Raw genomic sequence first — 23,578 nt, forward strand, 5'->3', positions numbered from 1 at the left:
CACCATGAACTATAAAACCATTTTACCGGCAGCTATTTGCTGTTTGTTATATGCCTGCTCGGGCAACCAAAAACCGGTTGATTTAACGGCCGATGTAAAAAGTAAATCAGCAGGACAGCACGAATTGGCTACTGTGGCCGAAAAATCATTGTCATCATCGGCCCGTTTGCCAGGCCAGTTAAAACCTTTTAACGAAGTGAATTTGTTTCCGAAAGTGAACGGCTTTGTTAAACAGGTTTATGTTGACCGCGGTTCGATGGTAAAAAAAGGACAGTTGCTGGTTACTTTGGAAGCACCGGAAATGCAGTCACAAGTACAATCGGCCAATTCGCGTTTTTTGCAAGCGCAGGAAACGGCCACAGCCAGTAAAGAAAAATATCAGCGGCTAAAAGAAGCATCGCTGGAACCCGGCTCTGTTTCGCCGCTTGATTTGGACAATGCTTTGTCGCGGATGAAGGCCGATGCAGCGATTGCTAATTCCGAACGTTCCAACGTGGCTTCTGTCCGTACCATGTTGGGCTACCTTAATATTTATGCGCCTTTTGATGGGATGATCGTGCAACGTAACATCTCGCCCGGTGCGTTGGTTGCCCCTGGTAAATCAACCGACCAGCCCATGCTGATTTTACAGGATACCCGAAAGTTGCGTTTGCAGGTGGACATTCCCGAAGATTATGTAGATAAGGTTGATTTAAAAAATCCGGTGCAATTTACCTTTAACGCCATGCCTGGCCAGCCTTTCAAAGCTAAAATCAGCCGTTCGGCCAACGCATTGGGCAGTATGCGCCAGGAAGCGATTGAAATAGATGTCATCAACACAAACGGGCAGCTAAAACCGGGCATGTATGCAGAAGTGCAAATCCCGATGCTTTCCGGCTCTAAATCTTTGCTGGTCCCGAGCAGTGCCATCGTCCGTTCTACCGAGCGTAAATACGTTGTGGCCGTTCGTAACGGAAAAGCAGCTTTGGTTGATGTAAAAGAAGGTTTGGCCAGCCACGATTCTACTGAAGTTTTTGGTAGCCTGAAAGCCAACGAAAAAATTGTATTGCTGGGAACGGATGAAATCAAAGAAGGCGATGTTTTAAGGTAATCAATTAAAGCCTTGCCTCAATTTCGTCCGGTTATTTCTGATGCTTCTTTTACCACCTAAAAATTGGTGCTTTTTTTAAACCTCGTATCAATGGGGTAAATACAGGCACCAATTTTTAGTGGATAAAAGAAGCATGATAGTTTTTTAAGATGGAATTTAAACAGGCTTTGAAAATATAACCGGTATTATAGCTCAATTCACAACAACTTGGCCGGTGCTTCTTTTACCAGTCTTTTTTTTGATTCGGTTCAGCCACATTAGCACGCCGGTAACCGGGAAAACCAGTGACAGCAAACACACGATGAAACTGATAATTTTGGTTTTCAAGCCATAGATGGAACCGGTATGGATGGGTTTTACAAACGCCCGCGCACGTTGCCCGGCACTTTTATCGGCAAACTTTTGTGTGCCGATCACTTTCCCCGAATATTGGTCAATAAAATAAGTATCGTTTGCTGTTTCTACGGCGGCTCCTTTTTGCAAAACATTTAAGGTATAAGTGCCGGCAGAATCGCGCGGCGGACGGATGGTGTACGATGCTGACTTGTCCAATTCTTCCTGCAAAGCCAAAATTTCGCCGATTGGCAGCGGTTTTATTCCTGCCTGAAAAACAGAAGTTGGCGGTTTTGGCTGCTCAGAAACAGGTTTAGAACCGGCAATGGCATACAGCAGTTTGTTTGCCCAGGAAAAAGTCATGATCAATCCCGTAAAAACAATCACCAGTAAAAAGGCAGAAGTGTAAAATCCGGTTACAATATGCAAGTCGTGGACCAGGCGTTTCCGGCTGCCGTCCCATTTGTAGCGCAGCCGCTGGCGCATGATTTTTTTGTTTTTCGGCCACCATAAAACCACGCCGGTTATCAAAATAAACAGAAAAAACAAGGTAGAAAAGGCGACTATTTTGTTGCCCACGCTGTCTTTTCCGGCCAGCAAAAAGCGGTGCAGCATTTCTACCGTAAAGAAAAACGACTGGCGGCGGTTCAACTGACCGGTAACCTGGCCGGTGTAAGGGTTTACAAAAACAGTCAGGTTTGGCCTTGCGCCTTCCTGTTTTTTTTCTTTTGCTTCCGTGTTTTTGGGCCGATGTTCCTGACTTTTTCTTTGTTCTTCGCTTTTGCCTTTTTCCGGAACGATCAATCCAACTTCAACCGTTCTTTCGGCATCGACATAAACTTTTACGCTGCCTAATTTGGCTTTTGATACTGTTTTTATCGCACTAAAAATCAATTGTTCCGTGGGCAGGCGTTGCTTTTGCGGCTCCGCAAAATAACGTTCGTGGTGCAGGGCGTGTTCTGTTTCATCTTCAAAAACCAGCATCGTACCAGTTAAACACGAACAAAAAATGATGATACCTGCGGCCAGACTGAGGTAAAGATGAATGCTGCGGAAGACGGTTTTCATGGATACTGTTTTTACCGGTATAAAATTGGTGTGGTGTTGAAGATTAAAATTTATACGAAAGCGTGGTTAAAAACTGCCTCGGCGCAATCGGCGTGATACTGTAATTATCGTGGATTAAATAATTTAACGTATTGCCGATGTTGGAAACTTTGCCCAACAAAGAGAAGCGTTTGTAGGCGTACCCGGCAGAAAGGTCAACCGTGGTAAAACCGCTTAACGGGATTAAACGGCTGTATTTTTGGGGTTGGTTAACCGTGTTGTTGTAGCCGCCAAAACGAGAGCCGGTATAAAAAGCCGATGCGCCTAATCTTAACCCGCGCAAAGCATTAAGGTCAAACGTGTAAAACAAACTTCCGTTAAAAGTATTGGCCGGGCTGTTCACCAAACGTTCGCCAACGGTGTAAGAACCTGTTGTGTTGCCGGTTTTGGTGTAGCGGATGTAGTTGTGGCCGTAGCCGGTGATGAAATAAAAGTTTTTAGAAATCGTTCCGTTGATGTCCAAATCAAAACCGTCGCTGGTCGTTTCCCCGCTAAATTCCCGGATGGTAGAAATGGCGTTCGGTTTTCCGTTACGGTCCAGTTGTGCCTGCACAGCCAAATCACTGTTCACAATCCGGTAAACACTTAAATTGGCGGTTAGCTTTCCGTTAAACAGATCGTTTTTAACGCCTGCCTCGTATTGGTTTACGGTAGAGGGTTTTAAAGTTGCGCCGTAAATATCTGTGTAAGAAGAATTGGTGATGAAGTTGTTGCTGTAGCTGGCGTAAACCGAAGTGGTTTTGACAGGCTGATAAATCAAAGCCAGTTTGGGCGAAAAAGCTTTGTCAAACTTGGTCGAAGCAGTGCCGCGGCTATCAACACCAGTTTTTAAATTCTCAATATAAGTTTGTTCTGTTTTTTGGATGGAGTAACGCAAACCGGCCAGCACTTTAAATTTATCGGTCAGGCTGATTAAATCTTGCGCATAATACCCAAAGCGGTAAGAAGGCGATTTGGTGCGTAAAGTATCTGTGGAATTTGGCATATCAGTGCGCGGCGTAAACTCATCCAGATCAACAATATTGATTTTATCGTAAACCGTATTGGTTGCTGTTATCCCGCTGATGGCAAAGTTCCGGGTTACGTTTAGCACTTCTGCAAAATCTGTTCCTGCCAAAAGCTGGTGACCGATGGAACCTGTTTTAAACTTTCCATTCAGGTTAATCTGCCCGGTATAATCGCCTTCGTAAGTTTTGGCGCGGGCCAAACCCCGGTTCCAGGTTCCATTCGCATCAACATTGTTTGGCAAACTCGAGCCGAAAGAGTTAACGCTTGTGCCTTGCAAAGAACCGATGGCATTCAAGCTCCAGTTGTTGTTAAAACGATGGTTCAACGTAACCGAACCTGTTCCCTGTTCCAAACTGCTGTATGCCCAATTGGTATTGATAAATTTCGAACGCGGGACATCAGGAATAAAGCGGCCATTGTTTGAAGTTCCAACGCCATAATCTGGTGTCAAATCTGATTTCAAATAATTTCCTTCAACTAATAAAGTTGTTTTTTTATTTAGGTTGAAAAGTAAAGATGGACTTAAATTGGTTATTTTTGTTTTAACCTGATCGCGGTAACTGTCGCTGTTTTCATAAGTTCCAATCACGCGGAAAGCTACGTTTTTACTTATCGGGCCGTAAACATCAACCATCGGTTTGTAATCGTTGTAGCTGCCGTAACGTAGGGCAACTTCCTCGCCAAAATCAAACTTTGGTTTTTTGGTAACCAAATTGATGATCAGCCCGCCCGAAACATTGCCGTAAAGCAAGGCTGCACTTCCTTTCAAAACTTCAATTGATTCCAGCGTGCTTGCATCCGGGAAACCGGCAGAATTGGTTAAAACGCCATTTCGGAAAATGCTTCCCGCACCGCCGGAAACGCCAATGGTATAACCGCGTGCCGAAAAAGATTCGGAAACGCCGCCGCGGGTTTGGGTCAGCGAAACACCGCTTACGTTTCGCAAGGCATCGCCCAAACGGTTAACTTGCTGGTCTTTAATTACCTGGCTGCTTACCACGCCGCTGCTTTGCGGCAAATCCAACAGGCTGATATTGGCTTTGCCCAACGTAACCGGTTTATTGTTGCTGTTTTTACGGGCATTAATATTTATTTCGGATAATTGGGAAGAACTTTCGGACAAAGTAAAATCTGCCACCGTGGTTTTGCCTGCCAAAGCGGTTACCGCGGTTTCTTTGTTGGCACAGCCGATGCAGGAAATCCTGATGGTATAAACCCCTGGTTTGATGTTGCCAAACATATAGCTGCCATCGTCTTTGGTCGTGGTTACACGGTTTAGTTCTTTAACCATTACGGTTACGTGGGCTTCGGTTTTGCCGTCGGTTGTTTTTATTTTTCCTGAAATTTTACCCATAATTAATTGGGCATCAACACCTGTTGTTATAATTATCAGTAGGAAAGAAAGGGTAATTGTTTTTTGAAAGTAGTGTATAAAGTCAGCCATGCGTTTATTTAGATTAATTCTAATTAGCGGCAAATATAATTTTTAATCTTTTCGGCAGAAAATTATTTAGAATTAATTTAAATAAAAAGAAGGCGTGGTAAAGATAAAAAAGGGGTTTCGGCAAGCTTAATTGCTGGCAGGCAAAAAAAACAAGGCATAAAAAAAGCATCGCCGTTTTTTGCCGATGCTTCTTTTATGCCCTAAAAATTGGTGTCGCTTTTAAGCGTAGTATTCTTCTACTTTATCAATCAAATTAAAAATATCAAAAGGTTTGCTGATGAAATGTGTTGCACCGGCGTTGTCTGCCATCTGTTTTCCATCCATACTGGCCGAAATTACAATCACAGGCAAATCCTGCGTTTCGGGTTTTTTGCGCAGTTGTTTAACCACTTCGTCGCCCGTCATTTCCGGCATCCACAAATCAATAATTACCAGGCCGGGGTGCACTTGCTCGATCGTTTTAAACATATTCGGGCTGTTGCTTTCTGCAACTGCCTGATAGCCATAACTTTCCAGTACAAGTACAAGCATTTCGAGAATACCCTGGTCGTCATCACATACAAGTACTGTTTTGTTTATCATCACAATTCTATCGGCAAGGTAAAACTAAAGGTAGCGCCTTTCTCTGCTTCACTATCAACCCACAAAGTGCCCTTATGGTTTTTAATAATTTGGTCGCATACGTACAGGCCAATTCCCATGCCAGGAAATTTCTTTTGGATGCTGTTCGCCCTGAAAAACCGCTCGAACACTTTTTTCTGGTCTTCGCGGCCAATGCCCAGGCCGTAATCTGTTACCGCTACTTTTATAAACCCGCTTACACGCGACAGGTAAACTGCTATTTCGCTGGCTTCGGGTGAGTATTTGATGGCGTTGGTAAGCAAATTGATAACCACTTGTTCTAAACGGTGCTGGTCTCCGGCGTAACTGAGTTTGGTGCTGCCGGTGATTACAATCCTATGCGAGTTGTAGCTTCCCTGTACGTTTTCTACGGCTTCTTTCACCATCTGGTCAAAATCAAAAACCTCTTTGTGCAGTTCTATTTTGCCGTTTTGGATTCTGGAAGTGTCCAGCAAATTGGTAATCAACTCGTTCATCCGGTTTAGGTAATCATTGGTTTTTGCGATAGCTTGCGTAACCTTGTCGTTATCTTTCGGGAGCATCCTTTCTAAAAGCTGGATGTAGCCTTTTACCGTTGTTAAAGGTGAGCGCAGTTCGTGGCTGGCGATGGAAATAAAATCGTCTTTGCGTTGTTCACTTTCCCTGCGTTCCGTAATATCTTCAAAAGAAAGCAGGATGTGCTGTTTGTACTCGCCGTCCAGTTCAATCTGGTGCGCATTCAGCAGCATTATTTTTTTACCAATTTGCGGGAACTCGTAGCTTACCTCAAAATCCAAAACTGGGTTGTTGCTTGGCAAAATGGTTTCTAATAATTCTTTTAATTGCGGAATATTCCATTGGTCATCACCCAGGTCATATAGTTTTATACCGATGGTTTCAGCTTCCGATACTTTAAAAGTCCTTAAAAAATGCCTGTTGACGCTAAGGACGCGTAAATCCGGCCCTAAAACCAGTAACGATTCACGTACCGTTTGCAAAATACTCGACAGATATTCTTCGTTCTCTTTTAACAATCTGGTACGCTCGATCACACGACGTTCCATTTCGTCGCGCTCCTTTTGCAATTGCTGCTCGGCATTTTTCCGTTTGGTAATGTCGTTTTGCACGCCCATAAAATTCGTTACGTTTCCGTTTGCATCTTTTATCGGCGATAAATACAGCTCGTTCCAAAACAAATCCCCGTTTTTACGATAGTTGCGCAATTCTACTGTGGCGGTTTCCCCGTTTTTAATCGCTTCTTTTAAAAGATAGCGGGCAGGCTGTTCGCGGTCGTCGCCCTGCAAAAAGCGGCAATTGCGGCCAATGATTTCACTTCTTTGATAACCTGAAATTTTTTCGAAAGCTTTGTTGCAATAAACAATAGGATGGTCGGGCTGGCGGTAATCGGTAATAATAATGCCTGCAACAAAAGCATCAACGGCAAGTTTTAGCAAGTGGAAATCAAGCTCATGCGATTCGCCGGAAAAATTAAAACCTAAAGAATTGTCTGTATCCATTTAATTTTGATCGTCTTATATGGGCAATTTATACATTTTTCCGGGGCTTTGGTTGCGAAAACAGGGCAATTTGCCGTTTTTTCTTACGGTGCTACAAGGCAGTGCCTTTAATCGTTGCCGTTACTTTGCCGCAATTTTGCATTTTCTTTCCGTAATAAGGGTTTTGGATTTCGGCAGAAGCGTTTATCCAGTACTGCTTTTTCATCGGGCAATATTGCCGGTAAACGGTAACATCGGGCTTAAATTTTTTCAGCAGGCTAAAAACAGCATCAGAAAGCGCGGCAAAATGTTCGCGCTGGTGTTCGATGCTTGTAGACTCGCTAATGTGCTGCGCGTTGTACCGCAATTTTTCGCTGTAATTTGTCCATGCTGCTTTTTGTGCAGGTTCCAGTTTATCGGTGTTGAGTTGCTGCACGGCTTTTACCATTTCGGCGGCCTGCTGGTTTGCCGCTTTGCCATCGTCATCAACCAGGGCTTTTTCTACACTTAAATACCCGTGTAAAACAGGGCTAAAAACAGCATTAACGGCTTGGGCTTTGGTTTGATGAAAAGCAACTATGCCCAGCACCAACAATAAATATTTAATAGTTTTCATAGACGGATATTAATCAGGCAAAATTAAACTTTGAACCGTAAAAGGCTAAGGGAGCGTTTAAAAATTTATTTCCGATGCTTCTTTTACCGCCTAAAAATTGGCCTTGCCCGGTTTCGGTTTGTTTAAATTGATGCACATACCGATTTTTAGACGGTAAAAGAAGCATGGCGTTTTTTATGGCATAAATTCAAACTAGCCCCAAAACCTGTTGCAAAAAAATAGCCGGCAACAGTTTACTGCTGGCCGGCCTTATAGCTTTAATTAGTTATAAACCAGGCAATGCCGGTTTATAAAATAGCGGAAACTGACAAAAAATTGTAGTTTATAAAAAACAACAATTTCTATTCCCAGCCTTCGCCTTTTTTGGCGTTTCCGTTCTTGATGTGTTCTTCTGCTTTGTCTTTTCCTAAAATGGCAGCCATATTGTTCCCATCAGCATCTTTTCCCACCGCAATATACCTGCCCGATTTGCAATTGATAACAGGGTCAACCATCGGGACATTTTTGGTTTTTGTTTTAACAGAATAAGCTGTTATTCCGCCTTCAGTTTCTTCTTTTTTAGCTTTTGCCATGATTTAGATTTTTAATAATTGTTTTACTTTAACTCGTAAAAATACAATTTGTTTATATCAAATAACACAAATGCCGTTTTAACCTTGAATATTATTTTGAATATTTAAAAGCCATGATCTTAAATAATACTTTTTCATAGCAACAACACCAATTTTTATGTGGTAAAAGAAGCATGCCGGTTTTAATATTCCTGTCAAAAATAAATATTGAAACAGGTTTGCTACAGCAGCTCGGCGTAATGGTTTTCTACTTTAATGCCGCCGTCTTTGTTTAGCTTGATCTGTTTTGTGTGCTGTTCTATCAGCAGCAGGTTGGGCGTTAAACTGTGCAAGGCAGCAATGTTTTTAGCTTCCGTTAAATCTTCGCCGGCCTGTTTAAAATCGCCCAGGTTTGATTTTACATCCGCCAAAACCACCAGCGAACCGATAATGCCTTCATAATTTTTTTGCTGGCGCGAAATGGCATTGCTGCGCAGCACGTACCATTTGGCTTCCGAAAAACGGTTTTGCCGAAAATAAAAATTGGCCAAACTATCAAACTGAATGCGCATGGCTGCCTGCCCGTAACGCATGCTGTGGCGCAAATTGCGCATACACAAGGCTTCTTCGGCATCAATGCTGTAGCGGCTTCGGCCTAAATCGGTTTTAAAGGTGCTAAAAGAAGTATTGTAGATAAGTGCTGGTGGCGGCGTTTTCTCCTTCACTAAACCTAATGACGGAAAGCGTTCGTGTTTTTTTTGCCAGGGCATTTTAACATAAAGCTGTGCCGAAGCCTGCAATGAAAAAAGGCCGATAAAAAGAGTATATACTATTTTCATAAAACGCTGATTGTTATAGAAAAACAAATCAATTAATTAACGGCCAAAGCTTAAAAGTGTTGTGCTTAACTAAAAACTTCCAGCCCGTCATCGTAGCTTGCCCAAACCATATACGGATGTGTATCGGCATGATAAATCTCGCCGGTTGATTTTATGCCGATCACGCCTGCAAAACCATCAAACCCGCTTAGTTCGGTCAATGTTTTTTCGCAGGCATCGCCCAGTTTGAAACCATCGGTTACGCGGGTTACAATTTTGGCGGCCACGGCACCGCTCATAATATCCTCGCCAACGCCGGTGCACGAAACTGCTGCAAAACGGTTGGCGTAATTGCCGGCAACCGTGGCCGAATCGCTTACACGGCAAGGTATTTCAAAGCCTTTTCCGCCGGTTGAGGTAGCTGCGGCAAGGTTGTTAAATTCATCCAACACTACGCAGCCAACCGTGCCTAAGCGTACCGAGTTTTGCAGTTTCTGCTCGTATTCGTGTTTGCGCTGCGGTGATTGCGGGTTGAAGTATGGGAAATCATGTTCGCGGGCAAAATCTTTGGCACCGCTTCCGCTTAAAACACGGTCTTGCAGCGGCAATAATTTTTCGGCTATCCGGATCGGGTTTTTTACATCTTCTATATTGATCACGCCCGAAAAACGTTCCGTGCCGCCGTCCATCAAAGCCGCGCTCATCCTGATTTTGCCATCACTTTGGATTTGTGAACCGTAACCGGCGTTGAACAGTTCGCTGTCTTCCAACAATGACACGGCAAAAACAGCAGTTTGCACCGCCGAATGTGTTTTTAAAAAAACATAACTGGCCTCGGCAATAATGGCCAAAGCTTCCTGTTTGGCTTTTTTAATTTCCTGGTTGGTGCCAGATTCGCTAAAAAACCCGCCGTGTATAATCAGTTTCATATCAATAATTGTTGTCTGGAATGTTCAGGGCATGGTTGTTTAAAACCTTGGCCGTTTTGTTGATAAACAACTTGTGCTGCTGCAAGTCAAATTTATCATAAATAGACATTACATGTACTTTCAAGTTTTCAACAGAAACCGGCGTCCCCATTTCTACATTATAAATATTGGTTTCGATGATGTCGCGGCCTTCAACTACAATCGTTAAGCCGGAGCCAATAGCTTCCATTGTTTTGCCTTCGGTGATCAAAAGCCCGGCATCTTCGCCCAAACCAATGCCTAAAATGCCAGGGTTGCTGGCCACAGCATAAAACAAACGGCCGATGCGCCCGCGCTGCACAAAATGGGTGTCTATAATTACAGAATCAATAAAACCCAAACCAGCCGTAATTTGCACTTCGCCTTTGATCATCGCTTCGTTGCTTTGGCCGCGGTAAATCATGTTGGCAGAAGCAGCGGCCGCACCGGCGGAAGTTCCGGCCACAAGCAAATGGTCGTGCAGGTAACGGTCTTTCAGGATAAACAAAAACTCGGTTCCGCCAAAAATAGAGCTTAAACGAAGCTGGTCGCCGCCAGTAAACATCACCACATCTGCTTTTTTGATGCGCGCTAAATAATCAGGGTTGGCGGCATCTTCGCGGCTGCGGATGTCCAGCACGTTTACGTTCTCCACATCAAGCTGGCTGAAAGCTTTGATGTATTCGGTGCCCACCAGTTCCGGGATTTGGGAAGCCGTGGTAACCACTTCAACAACAGGATTTTCTGTGGCAGATTCTGTAATGATCCGTTTTAAAATTCCGTGCTCAAAAAACCGGAGATGGTCTGGCTGTTTGATGTTTTCCAAGGCACTGATGTTTGTACCTAAGTCAACGGCACCGCCTATAATTACTAATTTGCCTGTTGGTATGCTCATCAATGAAAAATTAAAGGTATTTTTCCAAAGATAACGGCACGCAGCGCTAAAAAGTGAATGATAATTGCATTTAATATTCAAAAACTTATTTAATTGCAGGTGTTTTAACAAAAAAACAGGTGTAAAAACAGTATTAGCAGGATAAAATTTATGAAGATTGAAAAGATTCAGGTACTGAAAGGGCCAAATATTTGGAGCACTTACCGGAAAAAGTTGATACAAATGCGCCTGGACCTGGAGGAATTGGAAGAACAGCCAACTAATACAATTACCGGTTTTTACGAACGGCTGGAAGCTTTTATGCCTTCGTTGTACAGCCATCGCTGTTCGCCAGGCGTGCCCGGAGGGTTTTTTGCCAGGGTAAAAGAAGGGACTTGGATGGGGCATGTGATTGAACATATCGCCCTCGAAATCCAAACCCTGGCCGGGATGGATACCGGTTACGGCCGCACGCGCGAAACCCATACCAAAGGCGTTTATCATGTGGTTTTTAATTATGAAGAAGAAAAAGTAGGCGTTTACGCAGCCGAAGCGGCCGTTAGAATTGCTGAAGCACTGATCAATAATTTGCCTTATGATTTGGAGGAAGACATTCAACAACTTAAAAAAATCCGCGAGCAAACGCGTTTGGGGCCAAGTACAGGTTCTTTGGTAGAAGAGGTAATTGCCCATGATATTCCCTGGATCAGGCTCAATAACCAATCGTTGGTGCAATTGGGCTACGGCAAAAACCAGGTGCGCATCCGTGCCACCATGACCGAGCGCACCAGCAGCATTGCCGTTGATTTGGCCGGAAATAAAGAAGAAACCAAACGTTTACTGGAAGAACAGGCCATTCCGGTGGCTAAAGGCATCACCATCACTTCTGTTGAAGGCGTTCACGAAGCCATCCGAAAAGTTGGTTTCCCTTTGGTTTTCAAGCCGTTGGATGGTAACCACGGTCGCGGCGCAACCATCAACGTAAAAACCGAACAGGAAGCTTTGGATGCTTTTGAACACGCCGCAAAGGTTTCCCGCAAAGTAATTGTAGAGCGTTTTATTACCGGTTACGATTTTCGGGTTTTGGTGATTGATTACAAAATGATGGCCGCGGCACTACGCGTTCCGGCAAATGTAATTGGCGATGGAAAATCAACCGTTCAACAGTTAATTGATTTGGCCAACAGCGATCCGCGGCGTGGTTATGGCCACGAAAACGTGCTGACCGAAATCAACATTGACCGCGACCTCTTAGATTTGCTCGATAAAAGAAGCTATACTTTAGAAAGTATCCCAACAGTAGGCGAACAGGTTTTCCTGAAATCCACCGCTAATTTAAGTACCGGCGGAACTTCGGTTGATGTTACCGACATGGTGCATCCGCAAAATATTTTCTTCTGCGAACGTATTGCGCGTATCATTGGTTTGGATATTTGTGGGATTGACATCATGGCCGAAAACCTTACCCAGCCATTAACCGAAAATGGCGGCGTAGTGCTGGAAGTAAATGCCGCGCCCGGTTTCCGGATGCATTTGGCGCCAAGCGAAGGTTTGCCCCGAAATGTAGCGGCGCCGGTGATTGATATGTTGTACCCTTACGGTAAATCGGCCCGCATCCCGATCATTGCCATCACCGGCACGAACGGTAAAACCACCACCACGCGTTTGATTGCTCATTTAGTAAAAAATAACGGCTACCGGGTTGGTTTTACCACTTCGGATGGCATTTACGTTCAAAATACATTGATGTTAAAAGGCGATACCACCGGACCGGTAAGTGCAGAATTCATTTTAAAAGACCCAACGGTCGAATTTGCCGTGCTGGAAACGGCACGCGGCGGAATTTTACGGTCGGGTTTGGGTTTCGGCCAATGCGATATCGGCGTTTTGACCAATATCCAGGAAGACCATCTGGGCTTGAACGATATCCACACGCTTGATGATTTAGCAAGGGTAAAAGAAGTAGTGATCAATTCGGTAAAAAAAAGCGGCTGGGCGGTTATCAATGCGGACAATGAATACTGCGTGAAAATCGGAAAAAGGGCCGGTTGCCATGTGGTTTATTTCAGTATGGACGAAAACAACCCAATTATCGTACAACAATCCAACCTGGGCAATATTTCCTGCGTTTACGAAAACGGCTACATCACGATAAAAAAAGGCGGCTGGAAAATACGCGTGCAAAAAGCGGCACAAATCCCGCTCACTTTTGGCGGAACGGTAAGTTTTATGATCCAAAATGTTTTGGCGGCCACGCTTACGGCTTTTGTTTGGGGTTTCCGTACCGAAGATATAAAAACTTCGCTCGAAACTTTTATCCCTTCGGCAGCGCAAACGCCCGGCCGGATGAATATTTTTCCGTTTAAAGATTTTAAAATCATGGTTGATTTTGCCCACAACCCGGATGGTTTTAATGGCATCAAACAATTTTTGCAAACCATTGATTCTCCGCAAAAAATCGGTTTGATTGCCGCAACCGGCGACCGCCGAGACGAAGACATCCGCGAAATCGGGCGTATCGCAGCAGAAATGTTTGATCATATCATTCTCCGGCAGGAAAACCATTTGCGCGGCCGCAAAAAGGAAGAATTGCTGCGGTTAATGGAAGAAGGCGTTTTATCGGCAGAAAAAAAGACAGCGTACGAAATTGCGCCCAAGGAAATGGACGTGATTGAACATGCTATCCGGATGGCAAAGCCAGGCGCTTTTATTGTAGCCTTGAGCGATGTGGTGGACAATGCAATTGAAATGGTGCAAAAATTTCAGGAAAAAGAACGGGCAGGAAAAACTATTTAACTTTCCTTCGGCTCAAATATTCGTGCCATAAAAGCAGTGTTGCGATGGTTCTACAAGGTTTCCAGGCTTCTGCAATTTGCAGAAGCCTTTCTTTTGAAGTTTCGGGCGTCAGGTTTTTCACCCTTTTGATGGCTTGTACAACGGCCAAATCGCCAATTGGGAAAACATCCGTGCGGTGCAAAATAAAGATGAGGTAAATTTCACTCGTCCAGTTGCCGATGCCTTTTATCGCGGTCAGTTTTGTCCGGACTTCATCATCTGGCAACAAGGGCAATTCTTCTAAATCTAAATTTCCGTTTAAAATATTTACTGCTAAATCTCTGGCATAAACTGTTTTTTGCCGGCTAAAATAACAGGCTTTCAGTTCTTCATCCGTTAAAGCCAGCAGGTTTTCTGCGGAAATTTCCCCAATCCTTTCTTTCAGTTTTTGCAGTGCCGATAAAGCCGAAGCCAACGAAACCTGTTGTTCTAAAATGATATGCACCAAGGATTCAAACGTATTTGGCCTGCTCCAAAAAGGCGGGTAACCGTACACTGAAATTATGCCGGTAAAAGAAGCATCGCGGCTGGCCATTTCATTGCAAAGCTGGTTTAGGTTTTGTTGGGTGAAGGAAGTGATCATTAGAAAATATTAAACAAAATAGACTCGCGCGACCAATTGCTAATACAGTGTATTCGCAATTGAAAGATGCAACATTGCGAACGCATTGCGTTCGCAATTGATAAAACGGTTTTGAATATAAATAACTTTTTTAAATTGAGTTTTTATTAACCCAAAATACTCCACATAAAACAGAAAAGGAGTTTGATATTTGCATTATTGTCTTAATCAAAATAAGTTCATGAACCATCATATTTTTCGATTCAACCGCCTTCAACCCATACTGTTTTTAGCACTGTTTTTTTGGTGCGTTTCCGCTTGCTCTTCCCTCAAAAAAGTACCGGTAAAAGAAGTATCGACAACCATCAGCAGTTTAAAGTTTCTGGACGAGTACGATTTGCCGTACAACCTGCAATATCAAAACACAACGGTCGGCGGTTTGTCCGGGATTGATTACGACGCGAAAAACGATGTGTATTATATCATTAGCGATGACCGTTCGGAGATCAATCCTTCGCGATTTTATACGGCCAAAATTAGTTTAATTGGAAAGGAAATCAACAGCGTAAAACTGGTTGCCGTAAATACTTTAAAGCAGCAAAACGGTCAGCCTTACCCGGATTTGAAGCATCACACCAAAGAAACCGTTGACCCGGAAGCCATCCGTTATAACCCTAAAACCAATCAGTTAATTTGGAGCAGTGAAGGCGAACGAATTGTAAAACAAGGAGATGCGGTTTTGATTGATCCTGCGGTGAATATCATTTCTACTTCCGGGAAATTGATTAGCACACTTCCTTTACCAGCAAATTTAAAAATGCACGCGCAGGAAACCGGGCCGCGCAGAAACGGCGTTTTAGAAGGTTTAACTTTTGCCGATAACTACCAAACGCTTTACGTAAACCTGGAAGAACCATTGTACCAGGACGGGCCACGTGCCGATGTAACGCCAAACAATGCGCTCATCCGTATTTATAAATTTAATTGGAAAACGAAGCAAAACACGGCGCAGTATGCCTACAAACTGGAGCCTGTTGCTTATCCCGCGAAGCCGGAAAATGGGTTTAAAATAAATGGTATCCCGGATATTCTTTCCATCAACAAAAACCAGTTGCTGGTTACCGAGCGTTCTTTTTCTGACGGCCGCGAAGGCTGCGTGATCCGTGTTTTTTTGGCTGATTTAAGTAATGCTGATAATGTGATTTCAAACCCTTCATTCATCAAAAACCCGCCGCAACATTTGATCCGCAAAAAACTACTGTTAAACATGGACGACTTGAAAATTTACATTGATAACGTAGAAGGCGCAACCTTTGGCCCGACTTTGCCAAACGGACATCAAACGATCATCTTTGTGGCCGATAATAACTTTGCGAAGACGGAGAAAACGCAGTTTTTGCTGTTTGAGGTGATGCCGTGAGTTATATTGATGCTTCTTTTATCGGGTAAATTTATGTGTGCGTTCTGTTAATAGTTTTTTGGATTAGGATTTCGGTCTTATAATCTCGAATTTTATTCCGATGAACAACCTACCTCCTTTAGCCGAACGGATGCGGCCAAAAAGCCTGGACGATTATGCCGGTCAGCAGCATTTGGTTGGGCCGGGCGCGGTTTTGCGTAAAGCGATCGAATCGGGCAACATGCCTTCCCTGATTTTGTGGGGGCCGCCAGGCGTTGGCAAAACTACGTTGGCGGGTATCGTTTCCCAATCTTTAAACCGGCCGTTTTTTGCTTTAAGCGCGATAAATTCAGGGGTAAAAGAAGTGCGCGAAGTAATTGAAAAAGCTTCACTCTTAAAAAAAGGCGGACAACCGCAACCTATTTTATTTATTGATGAAATCCATCGTTTCTCCAAATCGCAACAAGATTCTTTGCTTGGCGCGGTTGAAAAAGGAATTATCACACTGATTGGCGCCACTACGGAAAACCCGTCTTTTGAAGTTATTTCGGCTTTGCTTTCGCGCTGTCAGGTTTATATTTTAAAGAATCTGACCGAGCAGGAACTCATCGGTTTGCTGCAAAAGGCCATCGAAACCGATACTGTTTTTAGCACTAAAAAAATAACAATCGAAGAATATGAAGCTTTGATCCGGCTTTCCGGCGGTGATGCACGTAAGTTGTTGAACATTTTTGAGCTTTTGGTAAATGCGTTGGACAGCGACGAAATTACCATCACCAACAAATTGGTGTTGGATAATGTGCAGCAAAACATGGCTTTGTACGACAAAGCCGGCGAGCAGCATTACGATATTATTTCGGCCTTTATCAAATCCATCCGTGGCAGCGACCCAAATGCCGCCGTTTATTGGTTGGCGCGAATGATTGCCGGCGGCGAAGATGCTTTGTTTATCGCCCGAAGATTGTTGATCCTGGCTTCGGAAGATGTGGGCAACGCTAACCCAAACGCGCTGCTTTTAGCCAATAATTGTTTCCAGGCGGTTAACGTTATCGGCTGGCCCGAATCGCGCATTATCCTTTCGCAAACCGTTGTTTATCTGGCCAATTCCCCAAAAAGCAATGCCAGTTACGAAGCGATCGGCAAAGCACAGCAATTGGTAACGCAAACCGGCGATCTGCCCGTGCCTTTGCATTTGCGCAACGCGCCAACTAAGCTGATGAAAAATATCGGCTACGGTAAAGAATACCAATATGCTCATGCTTTTGAAAATAATTTTGCCGATCAGGAATATTTGCCCGAACAAATCAGCGGAACAAAGTTGTACGAGCCGGGCAACAATCCGGCGGAAGCGAAATTTAAAGAGCGGTTGAAGGGTTTGTGGAAAGGGAAGTATGGGTATTAGAGACAGCGTAGTTTATAAATGGGCAATTGTTAATTTATAGGTAGATTTGTGTAAAAGCATTAAATTATGATGAGATTAATTTTAGAAAACTTTAATGAGGAACATATTGAACTTTTAAAAGAAATGGCCGATGCGCTAAATTTTTCTTTTAAAGAACTGGATGGTTTTTCAACAGAAACATTGGAAACAAACAATTCTGTTTCTGCAACCGAAGAAAAAGAAATGACTTTATTTTCTATGCAAGCATCTGAGCAATCGTTGGCAGGATTATGGGACAAAGAAGATGATAGTTATTGGAACTCTTATCTTGAAAACTAACCAATAATGCAATTTAAGCAAGGCGATATTGTATTGCTGCCTTTTCCATTTACTGATCAACAAGGGTCAAAAGTTAGGCCGGGAATTGTGGTTTCTAATTCATTGGTAAACCAAATATCAAAAGATGTAATTATAATACAACTAACTACTCAAAATATAAAAGACAGAACTTTAGCTGTTGAAATAAACAACAACCATGTTTCTATTGCTTTTAAGCCTCCGCATAACTCTCAATATGCTTATTGCAAAAAGATATTGGTAATAGAAGGTGATTTAATTATTAAAAGGATTTCCAAGGTTGATGACATAGCAAAAATGCAAGAGCTATTAGAAACAATAAAATCAATCTTTGCATTAGAAATCTGATGAAAGATATTGATTACAGAAACCTTAAATCCTGCTATTAATTTTCTTGCTTCCACTTTTTAAAATTGTAAATTACTTGCCGAAATCCCTTCGCCTATGACCAGCATTTTTATCCAACACGAAATCAAATCTTTTCTGCGTACCGTTGGCGCGGGCAAAAGCATCGCCGTAAAAGTGGTAATGGGTATTTTGATTTTATACCTGCTGCTCAACGTTTTGGCACTTGCTTTTTTTATGGACAGAATTTTGGAAGCCGTTTTCCCGAATGAAGATTTGGTTGTTTCCTTTTGCAAAATCATATTATATTATTTCATGATTGATTTGCTTTGGCGTTTCCAACTACAGGAGCTGCCAACTTTGCAGGTGCAGCCTTACCTGCATTTGCCCATCAAAAAAAACACCATTGTGCGGTATTTGTCGTTCGCCTCGCTGCTTTCCTTTTTCAATTTGTGGCCGGTCATACTGTTTTTACCCTTCATTTTTAAGGTGATTTGGGTGGATGCCGGCCACATAACCGCTTTACTTTTTATTGTTGCCATCATTGGTTTTACGGTTTTAAACAATTATTTCAGCCTGTTTATCAAACGGAAAGCAAACCTAAACGGCTGGGTTTATGTTGGCTTTGCGCTGTTTTTGGTGTTGTTGGGTTTGGCCGATTTTTCCTGGCATTGGTATTCTATCCGTACCGTGTCGTTTGCTTTTTTTAACGGCTTGATCCGGCATCCGTATTACGTTTTGCTGCCGGTTGTTTTGGCTGCGCTGATGTACTACATCAATTTTAGCTACTTAAAAAATAATTTGTATTTGGAGGAACTCGGTTCCAAAAAAACTACCTATAAAAGCAGTACCGATATTCCGTTCTTCAGCCGTTTTGGTAAAGTTGGCGACTTGGTTTCCAACGAGATCAAACTCATTTTAAGAAATAAAAGAAGCCGTTCCTCCATCGTGATGACAGGCGGTTTCCTGTTTTACGGCATCCTGTTTTACACCAATAAAAGCTATAGCGACAGTATGAAACTGTTTCCGGCAATTTTTATGACCGGCCTTTTCATCATCAATTACGGGCAGTTTATGTTTAGCTGGCAAGCCTCGCAATTTGATGGCATTTTGATCAGCAAAATTAGTTTTACGGATTTCCTGAAAGCCAAATTGTTGCTTTTTACCGCCGTTTCTACGCTGGCTTTTCTGCTCACGTTGCCTTACGTTTATTTTGGCTGGCACGTTATTTTCATCCATTTTATGATGTATTTGTGGAACATTGGCGTAAACACCGTGATCGTACTTTTTTTTGCCAACCGGAATTACAGGCGCATTGACCTTTCCAAAGGCGCATCTTTTAATTGGGAAGGTGTTGGCGCCACGCAATTGCTGCTGGGTTTGCCGTTAATTTTATGCCCGTACATCATTTATTTGCCCTGCAAGTGGTTAGGGCATCCGGATTTTGGTTTGATTTTGATCGGGCTGACCGGAATCCTGTTTGTACTAACGCGCAGCTATTGGGTTAAACAATTAGAAGCTGATTTTTACGAAAAAAAATATACCATTGCCGAAGGTTTCAGAAACAAATAATGATGAAGCGGCCTGAATTTTTTATACCATAAAAATATGCCATGCTTCTTTTACCAGGTAAAAATTGGTGTCTGCATTAGATCAGACTTGAAAATCAATGTCCAAATTTTACCCGGTAAAAGAAGCATCAACCTGAAAAAAGAGGGACAAAAAAATTAAACAATTTCTATGATCGAAATTAAAAACTTAACCAAAATTTACGCTGGCGTTACGGTGGTGGATATTCCTGAACTGCATATCCAAAAAGGCGAAACGATTGGTTTGGTGGGCAATAACGGTGCCGGTAAAACAACGCTTTTCAGGATGATTCTGGATTTGATCAGGCCGGAAAGCGGCGAGGTTTTATCCAACGGAAAAAATGTAATGCACGATGAAACCTGGAAAAATTACACTGCTTCGTACCTGGATGAAGGTTTCTTGATTGATTACCTCACGCCCGAAGAATATTTTTATTTCATCGGCAGTTTACACAACGAAAACAAGGTTTATGTAGATGAAAAGCTGGCCATGCTGACTGATTTTTTTAACGGCGAGATTCTACAGAAGGGCAAATACATCCGCGATCTTTCAAAAGGAAACCAGTGCAAAGTTGGCGTTGCGGCTTGCCTTCTCCAAAACCCCGAACTTTTGATGCTGGATGAGCCTTTTGCCAACATTGACCCAACCACACAAATCCGGTTGAAAAACCTGCTCAAAAATTTAGGTGATAAAAACAGCATGACCACCATTGTTTCCAGTCATGATTTAAACCACGTAACCGATATTTGCCAGCGCATTTTGCTGATGGAAAAAGGCCGGATCATCAAAGATATCCACACCGATGTAAACACATTGGCCGAACTGGAAAGCTATTTTGCGGTTTAGTTTAGATGGAAACAGAATTGCGATACGCAACTGCCGACGATGCGCCCATGCTTCGTTTATTGGCAGAAAAAATATGGTGGCCAACGTATCAGGAAATCCTCAGCAAAGAACAAATCAGGTTTATGCTGGATGTGATTTATGATGAAGAAAAACTTCGGCAGCAAATAACAAGCGGCGAACAAACGTTTTTGATTTTATCTGAAAACAACATTCCCATAAGTTTCGCCGCTTTTTCTGCGGATCAAGAAAACCCACAATTGATGACGCTGGAAAAAATTTACTGCCTGCCCGAAATGCAGGGCAAAGGCTACGGCAAATTGCTCATCCAAACCGTTGAAACCAAAGCACGCGAGGCCGGGAAAAGCATTTTGCAATTGTACGTCCACCGGCAAAACAAAGCCCGGAACTTTTATGAAAAGCTAAATTTTAAGATGGTAAAAGAAGTAGATCGGCCATTGGGCGAATATTTGCTTACGGATTTTGTGATGCAGAAGGAGGTGTGAGTTTGATTATTGGCTGTTACAGATCCGGCCACTGCTCCAAAGTCAAGCCCCTGCTATTGGCAATACGCTTGTTGTGCGTAATTTTATTTCTTTGGAAGTCCAACCCTTGCAATTACTTCATTCGCCTTTGCAAGCTTTATAGAAAATAAGTTTTTACCTCTTAGTTTCTCCAAAGATTTGTCAAGCTTGACAAGCTGCGTTTTGCTCTGATCTAATTTTTCAAAATACATAGATAGATTTCAAAGTTATTGTTGCTGAAAAAAACAGGGACAATTTTTGGTGTAATATCGGATAGAAAACAAACTGTTAAAGCCCTTATTCCTCCAACTTCGGAATCCGTTTCGGTGTATCCTTTCCATCCACAATACTTCTCGAACTTAAAGCAATGGCACGGATGGTTGCCGTAATATTGTTCACATCCAACGAACTGTATTCATCTTTTACGCTGTGGTACAATTTGTCCGAATCAATCTGATCGGTGGAAATGGTATGCGCCGGAACGCCAACTTTGGCCAGCGAAGCATTATCGCTTCTATAAAATAAGTTTTGCTCCGGATACGGGTCAGGGTAAAATTTAAAGCTCGTTCCTTCCAGGTTTTTCTGCAAAATCATACCGAAATCAGAACGCTCAAAACCGGTGATAAAAGCAGTGTTTGGCCCGAACTTAGAAGCTTTGCCAATCATTTCGATGTTAAACATAGCTATTGTTTTCTCAGGATTGATTTGTGTGGCAAAATATGCCGATCCATATTCGCCGATTTCTTCTGCTGTAAAAGCTACAAAAATCAGCGTGCGCACATTGTTGTTCGGTTTTTTGTAGTATTTGGCCAGTTCGATTACGGCTGTTGTCCCGCTGGCATCGTCATCTGCACCATTGGCAATAGAATCTTGTCCAACCGGTTTGATAATTCCTAAATGATCGTAATGGCCGGAAAAAACAACGTATTCTTCCTTTTTTGTTTTTCCGGGGATCATGCCGGTTAGGTTAAACAAAGGCAGTTTTTCTACTTTGCCGGTATATTTTACGGCGTAAGATTTAACATCGGCAAAATCGCCCAAAACAAAAACCAATTGTTGGTTGGTGTTTACTTCTTTGCTGATGTTGCCGCTGTTGTTGCGTGCTGCAATGCGTTTAAACAAAGCTTCAAATTGCGGGTCAACCAGTACCAGTATTTTTTTATTACTGCTGATGATTTTAGAATATTCTGTCCTAAAATTCTTTTCGGCATCAATTTTTACGATTTCAACATCGGCATCGTTGTTCCAGTTAAAAGAAGCCGCGCCGCTGATGGCAATTATATTTTCTTTCGGTACAATATTATTGCTGATGGAAACCGAAACACTTACCGGCGTGCTTTTGTACATGCTAAAGTTTTGGCGGTAATCTTTATTCCCGCTTAATGGCAGCAAACCGATGTTTTTATATTCGCTTTCGATAAAACGCGCTGCTTTTTCGATGCCCGGCGTAAACGTTGCCCGGCCTTGCATGTCATCTGCCGAAAGCGTTTTGATCACGCGCTCCACATTGGCTTTAACAATCAGTTGTTCGGGTTTTTGGGCGAAGGTTTGGCAACAAAAAAAGGCAGGTAAAAACAGTATCCGGTTTAATTTCATAAAAAGTTTAATGGCTAAAAGCGAGGGTACAACAAAAAAAGCACGATAAAAGAAGCATTACGTTTTCAAATCTTCGCGCATCAACTTCCGTTCGGCGCGTTTGGAAATATTGTTTTTGGTGAGGTTGATATTGGTGTTAATGCGGTAATCCTGCACGGCATCGGTAACGGTCATGTCCTGCTCCATGTCTTTCTCGGCAAAATGGATGTTGGCTTCTTCGGTTTTGCCCAAAGCCACATCATACGGGCCTTTTGGCGACATCAGCTTAACCAAAACCGGCAAACATTCAAACAAAATAAACAAGTAACTGATGAACGATTGCGCCAGATAAGTGTCCAGTTCGCGCGTGCCGTTGGGATTGTAAGAAAGCTGGCCAAGCGCCCAGTTCCGGTCGGCAAAACCTGCTACGTTGCTCAAGCTGTCCAACTGCCGGTCGTTAAACAGTTTTGTATCGGTTACGCCTTCCACATCTTTTCGTGTGGCAATGTACTGTTCCAATTTGGCCTGGTCTTGCCGCACGGTATTTAAGCGGGATTCTTTCTCCTTCAAAACCTCGTCTTTTTGTTTGGCGTAAGTGCCGAAACCGGTTTTGCCCGAAGTCTGGTTGGTTTTATCACCAAAAATTTCCTGGTTCAACTGGTAGCGCGAACGGTTGATGTCTTTTTCCAACGAATCCCTTTCTGCTTTAACGTCGGCCGCTTTTGCCAAATCCATGCCGTACTTTTTGTTGAACGTAATGTTCATGGTATCAATTTTAGAACGTTGGCCTTTTAAGTAAGCGTTTTTTAGTTTCGAGCGGATCTCTTTGTCAAAAATCTTTAGTTCCAGCGGACGGGAAATCACAATCCCGATCATGATGGCCAACAAAATACGCGGTGTGGCCTGCAAAATCTGTTGGTTGGTAGAACCTCTTTTGTTGATGCTGCCCACAATGTAGCGGTCCATGTTAAAGATGGCCGCACCCCAAATCAAACCAAACAAGATGGCAAAAAACGGTGCGCCAGGGTTTCCGCTGAAAACAAAATACATGGCATAACCGCCAGACAAGGAAGCAAACAAAGCGGTAAAAAATATAGTTGCGCCGATGCCTACATATTTGTTCATTTCGATCGGATACTTTTTCAAGGTATCCAGATGCACACCGGAACAGAACCAGAAAAAACGGTTTACTTGTTTCATAATTTTCAAAAATACATATCTAAGGCTTAATTGCCTCATTTTTCATCAGATACCCATAAGCGCAATGCTTTTTTTACCCGATA

Annotated in this window: 22 protein-coding genes; 9 read left to right on the forward strand and 13 right to left on the reverse strand. The window is 42.9% G+C overall.

The genetic code is table 11. The features are described 5' to 3' along the window. The first annotated feature begins 4 nt into the window (after window positions 1–4). Entirely contained in the window at window positions 5–1,090 is a 1,086-nt protein-coding gene (locus V5804_RS15890) for an efflux RND transporter periplasmic adaptor subunit (protein ID WP_369592388.1), read from the forward strand. A gap of 192 nt (window positions 1,091–1,282) precedes the next feature. On the opposite strand, the gene V5804_RS15895 is transcribed toward V5804_RS15890, so the two are convergent. The 9 genes from V5804_RS15895 to V5804_RS15935 form a co-directional block, all read right to left on the reverse strand. Continuing rightward, a complete protein-coding gene (locus V5804_RS15895) occupies window positions 1,283–2,491 on the reverse strand; it encodes a PepSY-associated TM helix domain-containing protein (RefSeq protein ID WP_369592389.1) in 1,209 nt (402 codons plus the stop codon). Window positions 2,492–2,534: 43 nt separating this feature from the next. After that, window positions 2,535–4,892: a TonB-dependent siderophore receptor gene (locus V5804_RS15900; RefSeq protein ID WP_369592390.1), complete on the reverse strand. Its 2,358-nt coding sequence runs from the start codon at window positions 4,890–4,892 to the stop codon at window positions 2,535–2,537. A 309-nt stretch (window positions 4,893–5,201) separates the two neighbouring features. After that, window positions 5,202–5,564, reverse strand: coding sequence for a PleD family two-component system response regulator (locus tag V5804_RS15905; protein ID WP_369592438.1), 363 nt, complete (start codon window positions 5,562–5,564; stop codon window positions 5,202–5,204). Continuing rightward, entirely contained in the window at window positions 5,564–7,099 is a 1,536-nt protein-coding gene (locus tag V5804_RS15910; RefSeq protein ID WP_369592391.1) for a PAS domain-containing protein, read from the reverse strand. The genes V5804_RS15905 and V5804_RS15910 overlap by 1 nt, the downstream gene beginning before the upstream one ends. 91 nt (window positions 7,100–7,190) lie before the next feature. After that, window positions 7,191–7,694, reverse strand: a complete 504-nt coding sequence (locus V5804_RS15915) for a DUF3347 domain-containing protein (protein ID WP_369592392.1) — start codon at window positions 7,692–7,694, stop codon at window positions 7,191–7,193. Between the two features lie 341 nt (window positions 7,695–8,035). Further along, window positions 8,036–8,266, reverse strand: coding sequence for a hypothetical protein (locus V5804_RS15920; RefSeq protein ID WP_299289992.1), 231 nt, complete (start codon window positions 8,264–8,266; stop codon window positions 8,036–8,038). Between the two features lie 221 nt (window positions 8,267–8,487). Continuing rightward, a complete protein-coding gene (locus tag V5804_RS15925) occupies window positions 8,488–9,084 on the reverse strand; it encodes a hypothetical protein (RefSeq protein ID WP_369592393.1) in 597 nt (198 codons plus the stop codon). A 65-nt stretch (window positions 9,085–9,149) separates the two neighbouring features. Then, window positions 9,150–9,992 (reverse strand): isoaspartyl peptidase/L-asparaginase, encoded by an 843-nt coding sequence (locus V5804_RS15930; RefSeq protein ID WP_369592394.1) that lies wholly within the window; start codon window positions 9,990–9,992, stop codon window positions 9,150–9,152. Between the two features lies 1 nt (window position 9,993). Beyond that, complete coding sequence (locus tag V5804_RS15935; RefSeq protein WP_369592395.1) at window positions 9,994–10,905, reverse strand: cyanophycinase; 912 nt, start codon at window positions 10,903–10,905, stop codon at window positions 9,994–9,996. A 150-nt stretch (window positions 10,906–11,055) separates the two neighbouring features. Here V5804_RS15935 and cphA point away from each other — a divergent pair, with 150 nt between their 5' ends. Further along, a complete protein-coding gene (gene cphA, locus V5804_RS15940) occupies window positions 11,056–13,680 on the forward strand; it encodes a cyanophycin synthetase (protein ID WP_369592396.1) in 2,625 nt (874 codons plus the stop codon). Here cphA and V5804_RS15945 read toward each other — a convergent pair. Beyond that, on the reverse strand, window positions 13,673–14,302 hold the full coding sequence (locus tag V5804_RS15945; RefSeq protein WP_369592397.1) for a DNA-3-methyladenine glycosylase: 630 nt from the start codon (window positions 14,300–14,302) through the stop codon (window positions 13,673–13,675). The two genes, cphA and V5804_RS15945, sit on opposite strands and share 8 nt — an antisense overlap. A gap of 220 nt (window positions 14,303–14,522) precedes the next feature. Between V5804_RS15945 and V5804_RS15950 the strand changes: the two genes are divergently transcribed. The 7 genes from V5804_RS15950 (at window position 14,523) to V5804_RS15980 (ending at window position 20,702) form a co-directional block, all read left to right on the forward strand. Continuing rightward, window positions 14,523–15,701: an esterase-like activity of phytase family protein gene (locus V5804_RS15950; RefSeq protein WP_369592398.1), complete on the forward strand. Its 1,179-nt coding sequence runs from the start codon at window positions 14,523–14,525 to the stop codon at window positions 15,699–15,701. Between the two features lie 100 nt (window positions 15,702–15,801). Then, window positions 15,802–17,082: a replication-associated recombination protein A gene (locus tag V5804_RS15955; RefSeq protein ID WP_369592399.1), complete on the forward strand. Its 1,281-nt coding sequence runs from the start codon at window positions 15,802–15,804 to the stop codon at window positions 17,080–17,082. Window positions 17,083–17,148: 66 nt separating this feature from the next. After that, window positions 17,149–17,400: a hypothetical protein gene (locus V5804_RS15960; RefSeq protein WP_369592400.1), complete on the forward strand. Its 252-nt coding sequence runs from the start codon at window positions 17,149–17,151 to the stop codon at window positions 17,398–17,400. A gap of 6 nt (window positions 17,401–17,406) precedes the next feature. Further along, a complete protein-coding gene (locus V5804_RS15965; protein WP_369592401.1) occupies window positions 17,407–17,766 on the forward strand; it encodes a type II toxin-antitoxin system PemK/MazF family toxin in 360 nt (119 codons plus the stop codon). Window positions 17,767–17,862: 96 nt separating this feature from the next. Beyond that, complete coding sequence (locus V5804_RS15970) at window positions 17,863–19,335, forward strand: DUF5687 family protein (RefSeq protein ID WP_369592402.1); 1,473 nt, start codon at window positions 17,863–17,865, stop codon at window positions 19,333–19,335. A gap of 168 nt (window positions 19,336–19,503) precedes the next feature. Continuing rightward, on the forward strand, window positions 19,504–20,199 hold the full coding sequence (locus tag V5804_RS15975) for an ABC transporter ATP-binding protein (RefSeq protein WP_369592403.1): 696 nt from the start codon (window positions 19,504–19,506) through the stop codon (window positions 20,197–20,199). A gap of 5 nt (window positions 20,200–20,204) precedes the next feature. Next, window positions 20,205–20,702, forward strand: a complete 498-nt coding sequence (locus tag V5804_RS15980; protein WP_369592404.1) for an N-acetyltransferase family protein — start codon at window positions 20,205–20,207, stop codon at window positions 20,700–20,702. An 83-nt stretch (window positions 20,703–20,785) separates the two neighbouring features. Here the strand turns inward: V5804_RS15980 and V5804_RS15985 are convergent, their stop codons facing one another. The 3 genes from V5804_RS15985 to V5804_RS15995 all read right to left on the reverse strand — a co-directional run bounded on the left by V5804_RS15985 (window position 20,786) and on the right by V5804_RS15995 (window position 23,495). Then, a complete protein-coding gene (locus V5804_RS15985) occupies window positions 20,786–20,932 on the reverse strand; it encodes a hypothetical protein (RefSeq protein ID WP_369592405.1) in 147 nt (48 codons plus the stop codon). A gap of 85 nt (window positions 20,933–21,017) precedes the next feature. Continuing rightward, on the reverse strand, window positions 21,018–22,316 hold the full coding sequence (locus V5804_RS15990; RefSeq protein WP_369592406.1) for a M28 family peptidase: 1,299 nt from the start codon (window positions 22,314–22,316) through the stop codon (window positions 21,018–21,020). Between the two features lie 57 nt (window positions 22,317–22,373). After that, complete coding sequence (locus tag V5804_RS15995) at window positions 22,374–23,495, reverse strand: DUF4407 domain-containing protein (RefSeq protein WP_369592407.1); 1,122 nt, start codon at window positions 23,493–23,495, stop codon at window positions 22,374–22,376. Between the last annotated feature and the right edge of the window lie 83 nt (window positions 23,496–23,578).

The organism is Mucilaginibacter sp. (genome assembly GCF_041088075.1).
Taxonomy (GTDB): domain Bacteria; phylum Bacteroidota; class Bacteroidia; order Sphingobacteriales; family Sphingobacteriaceae; genus Mucilaginibacter_A.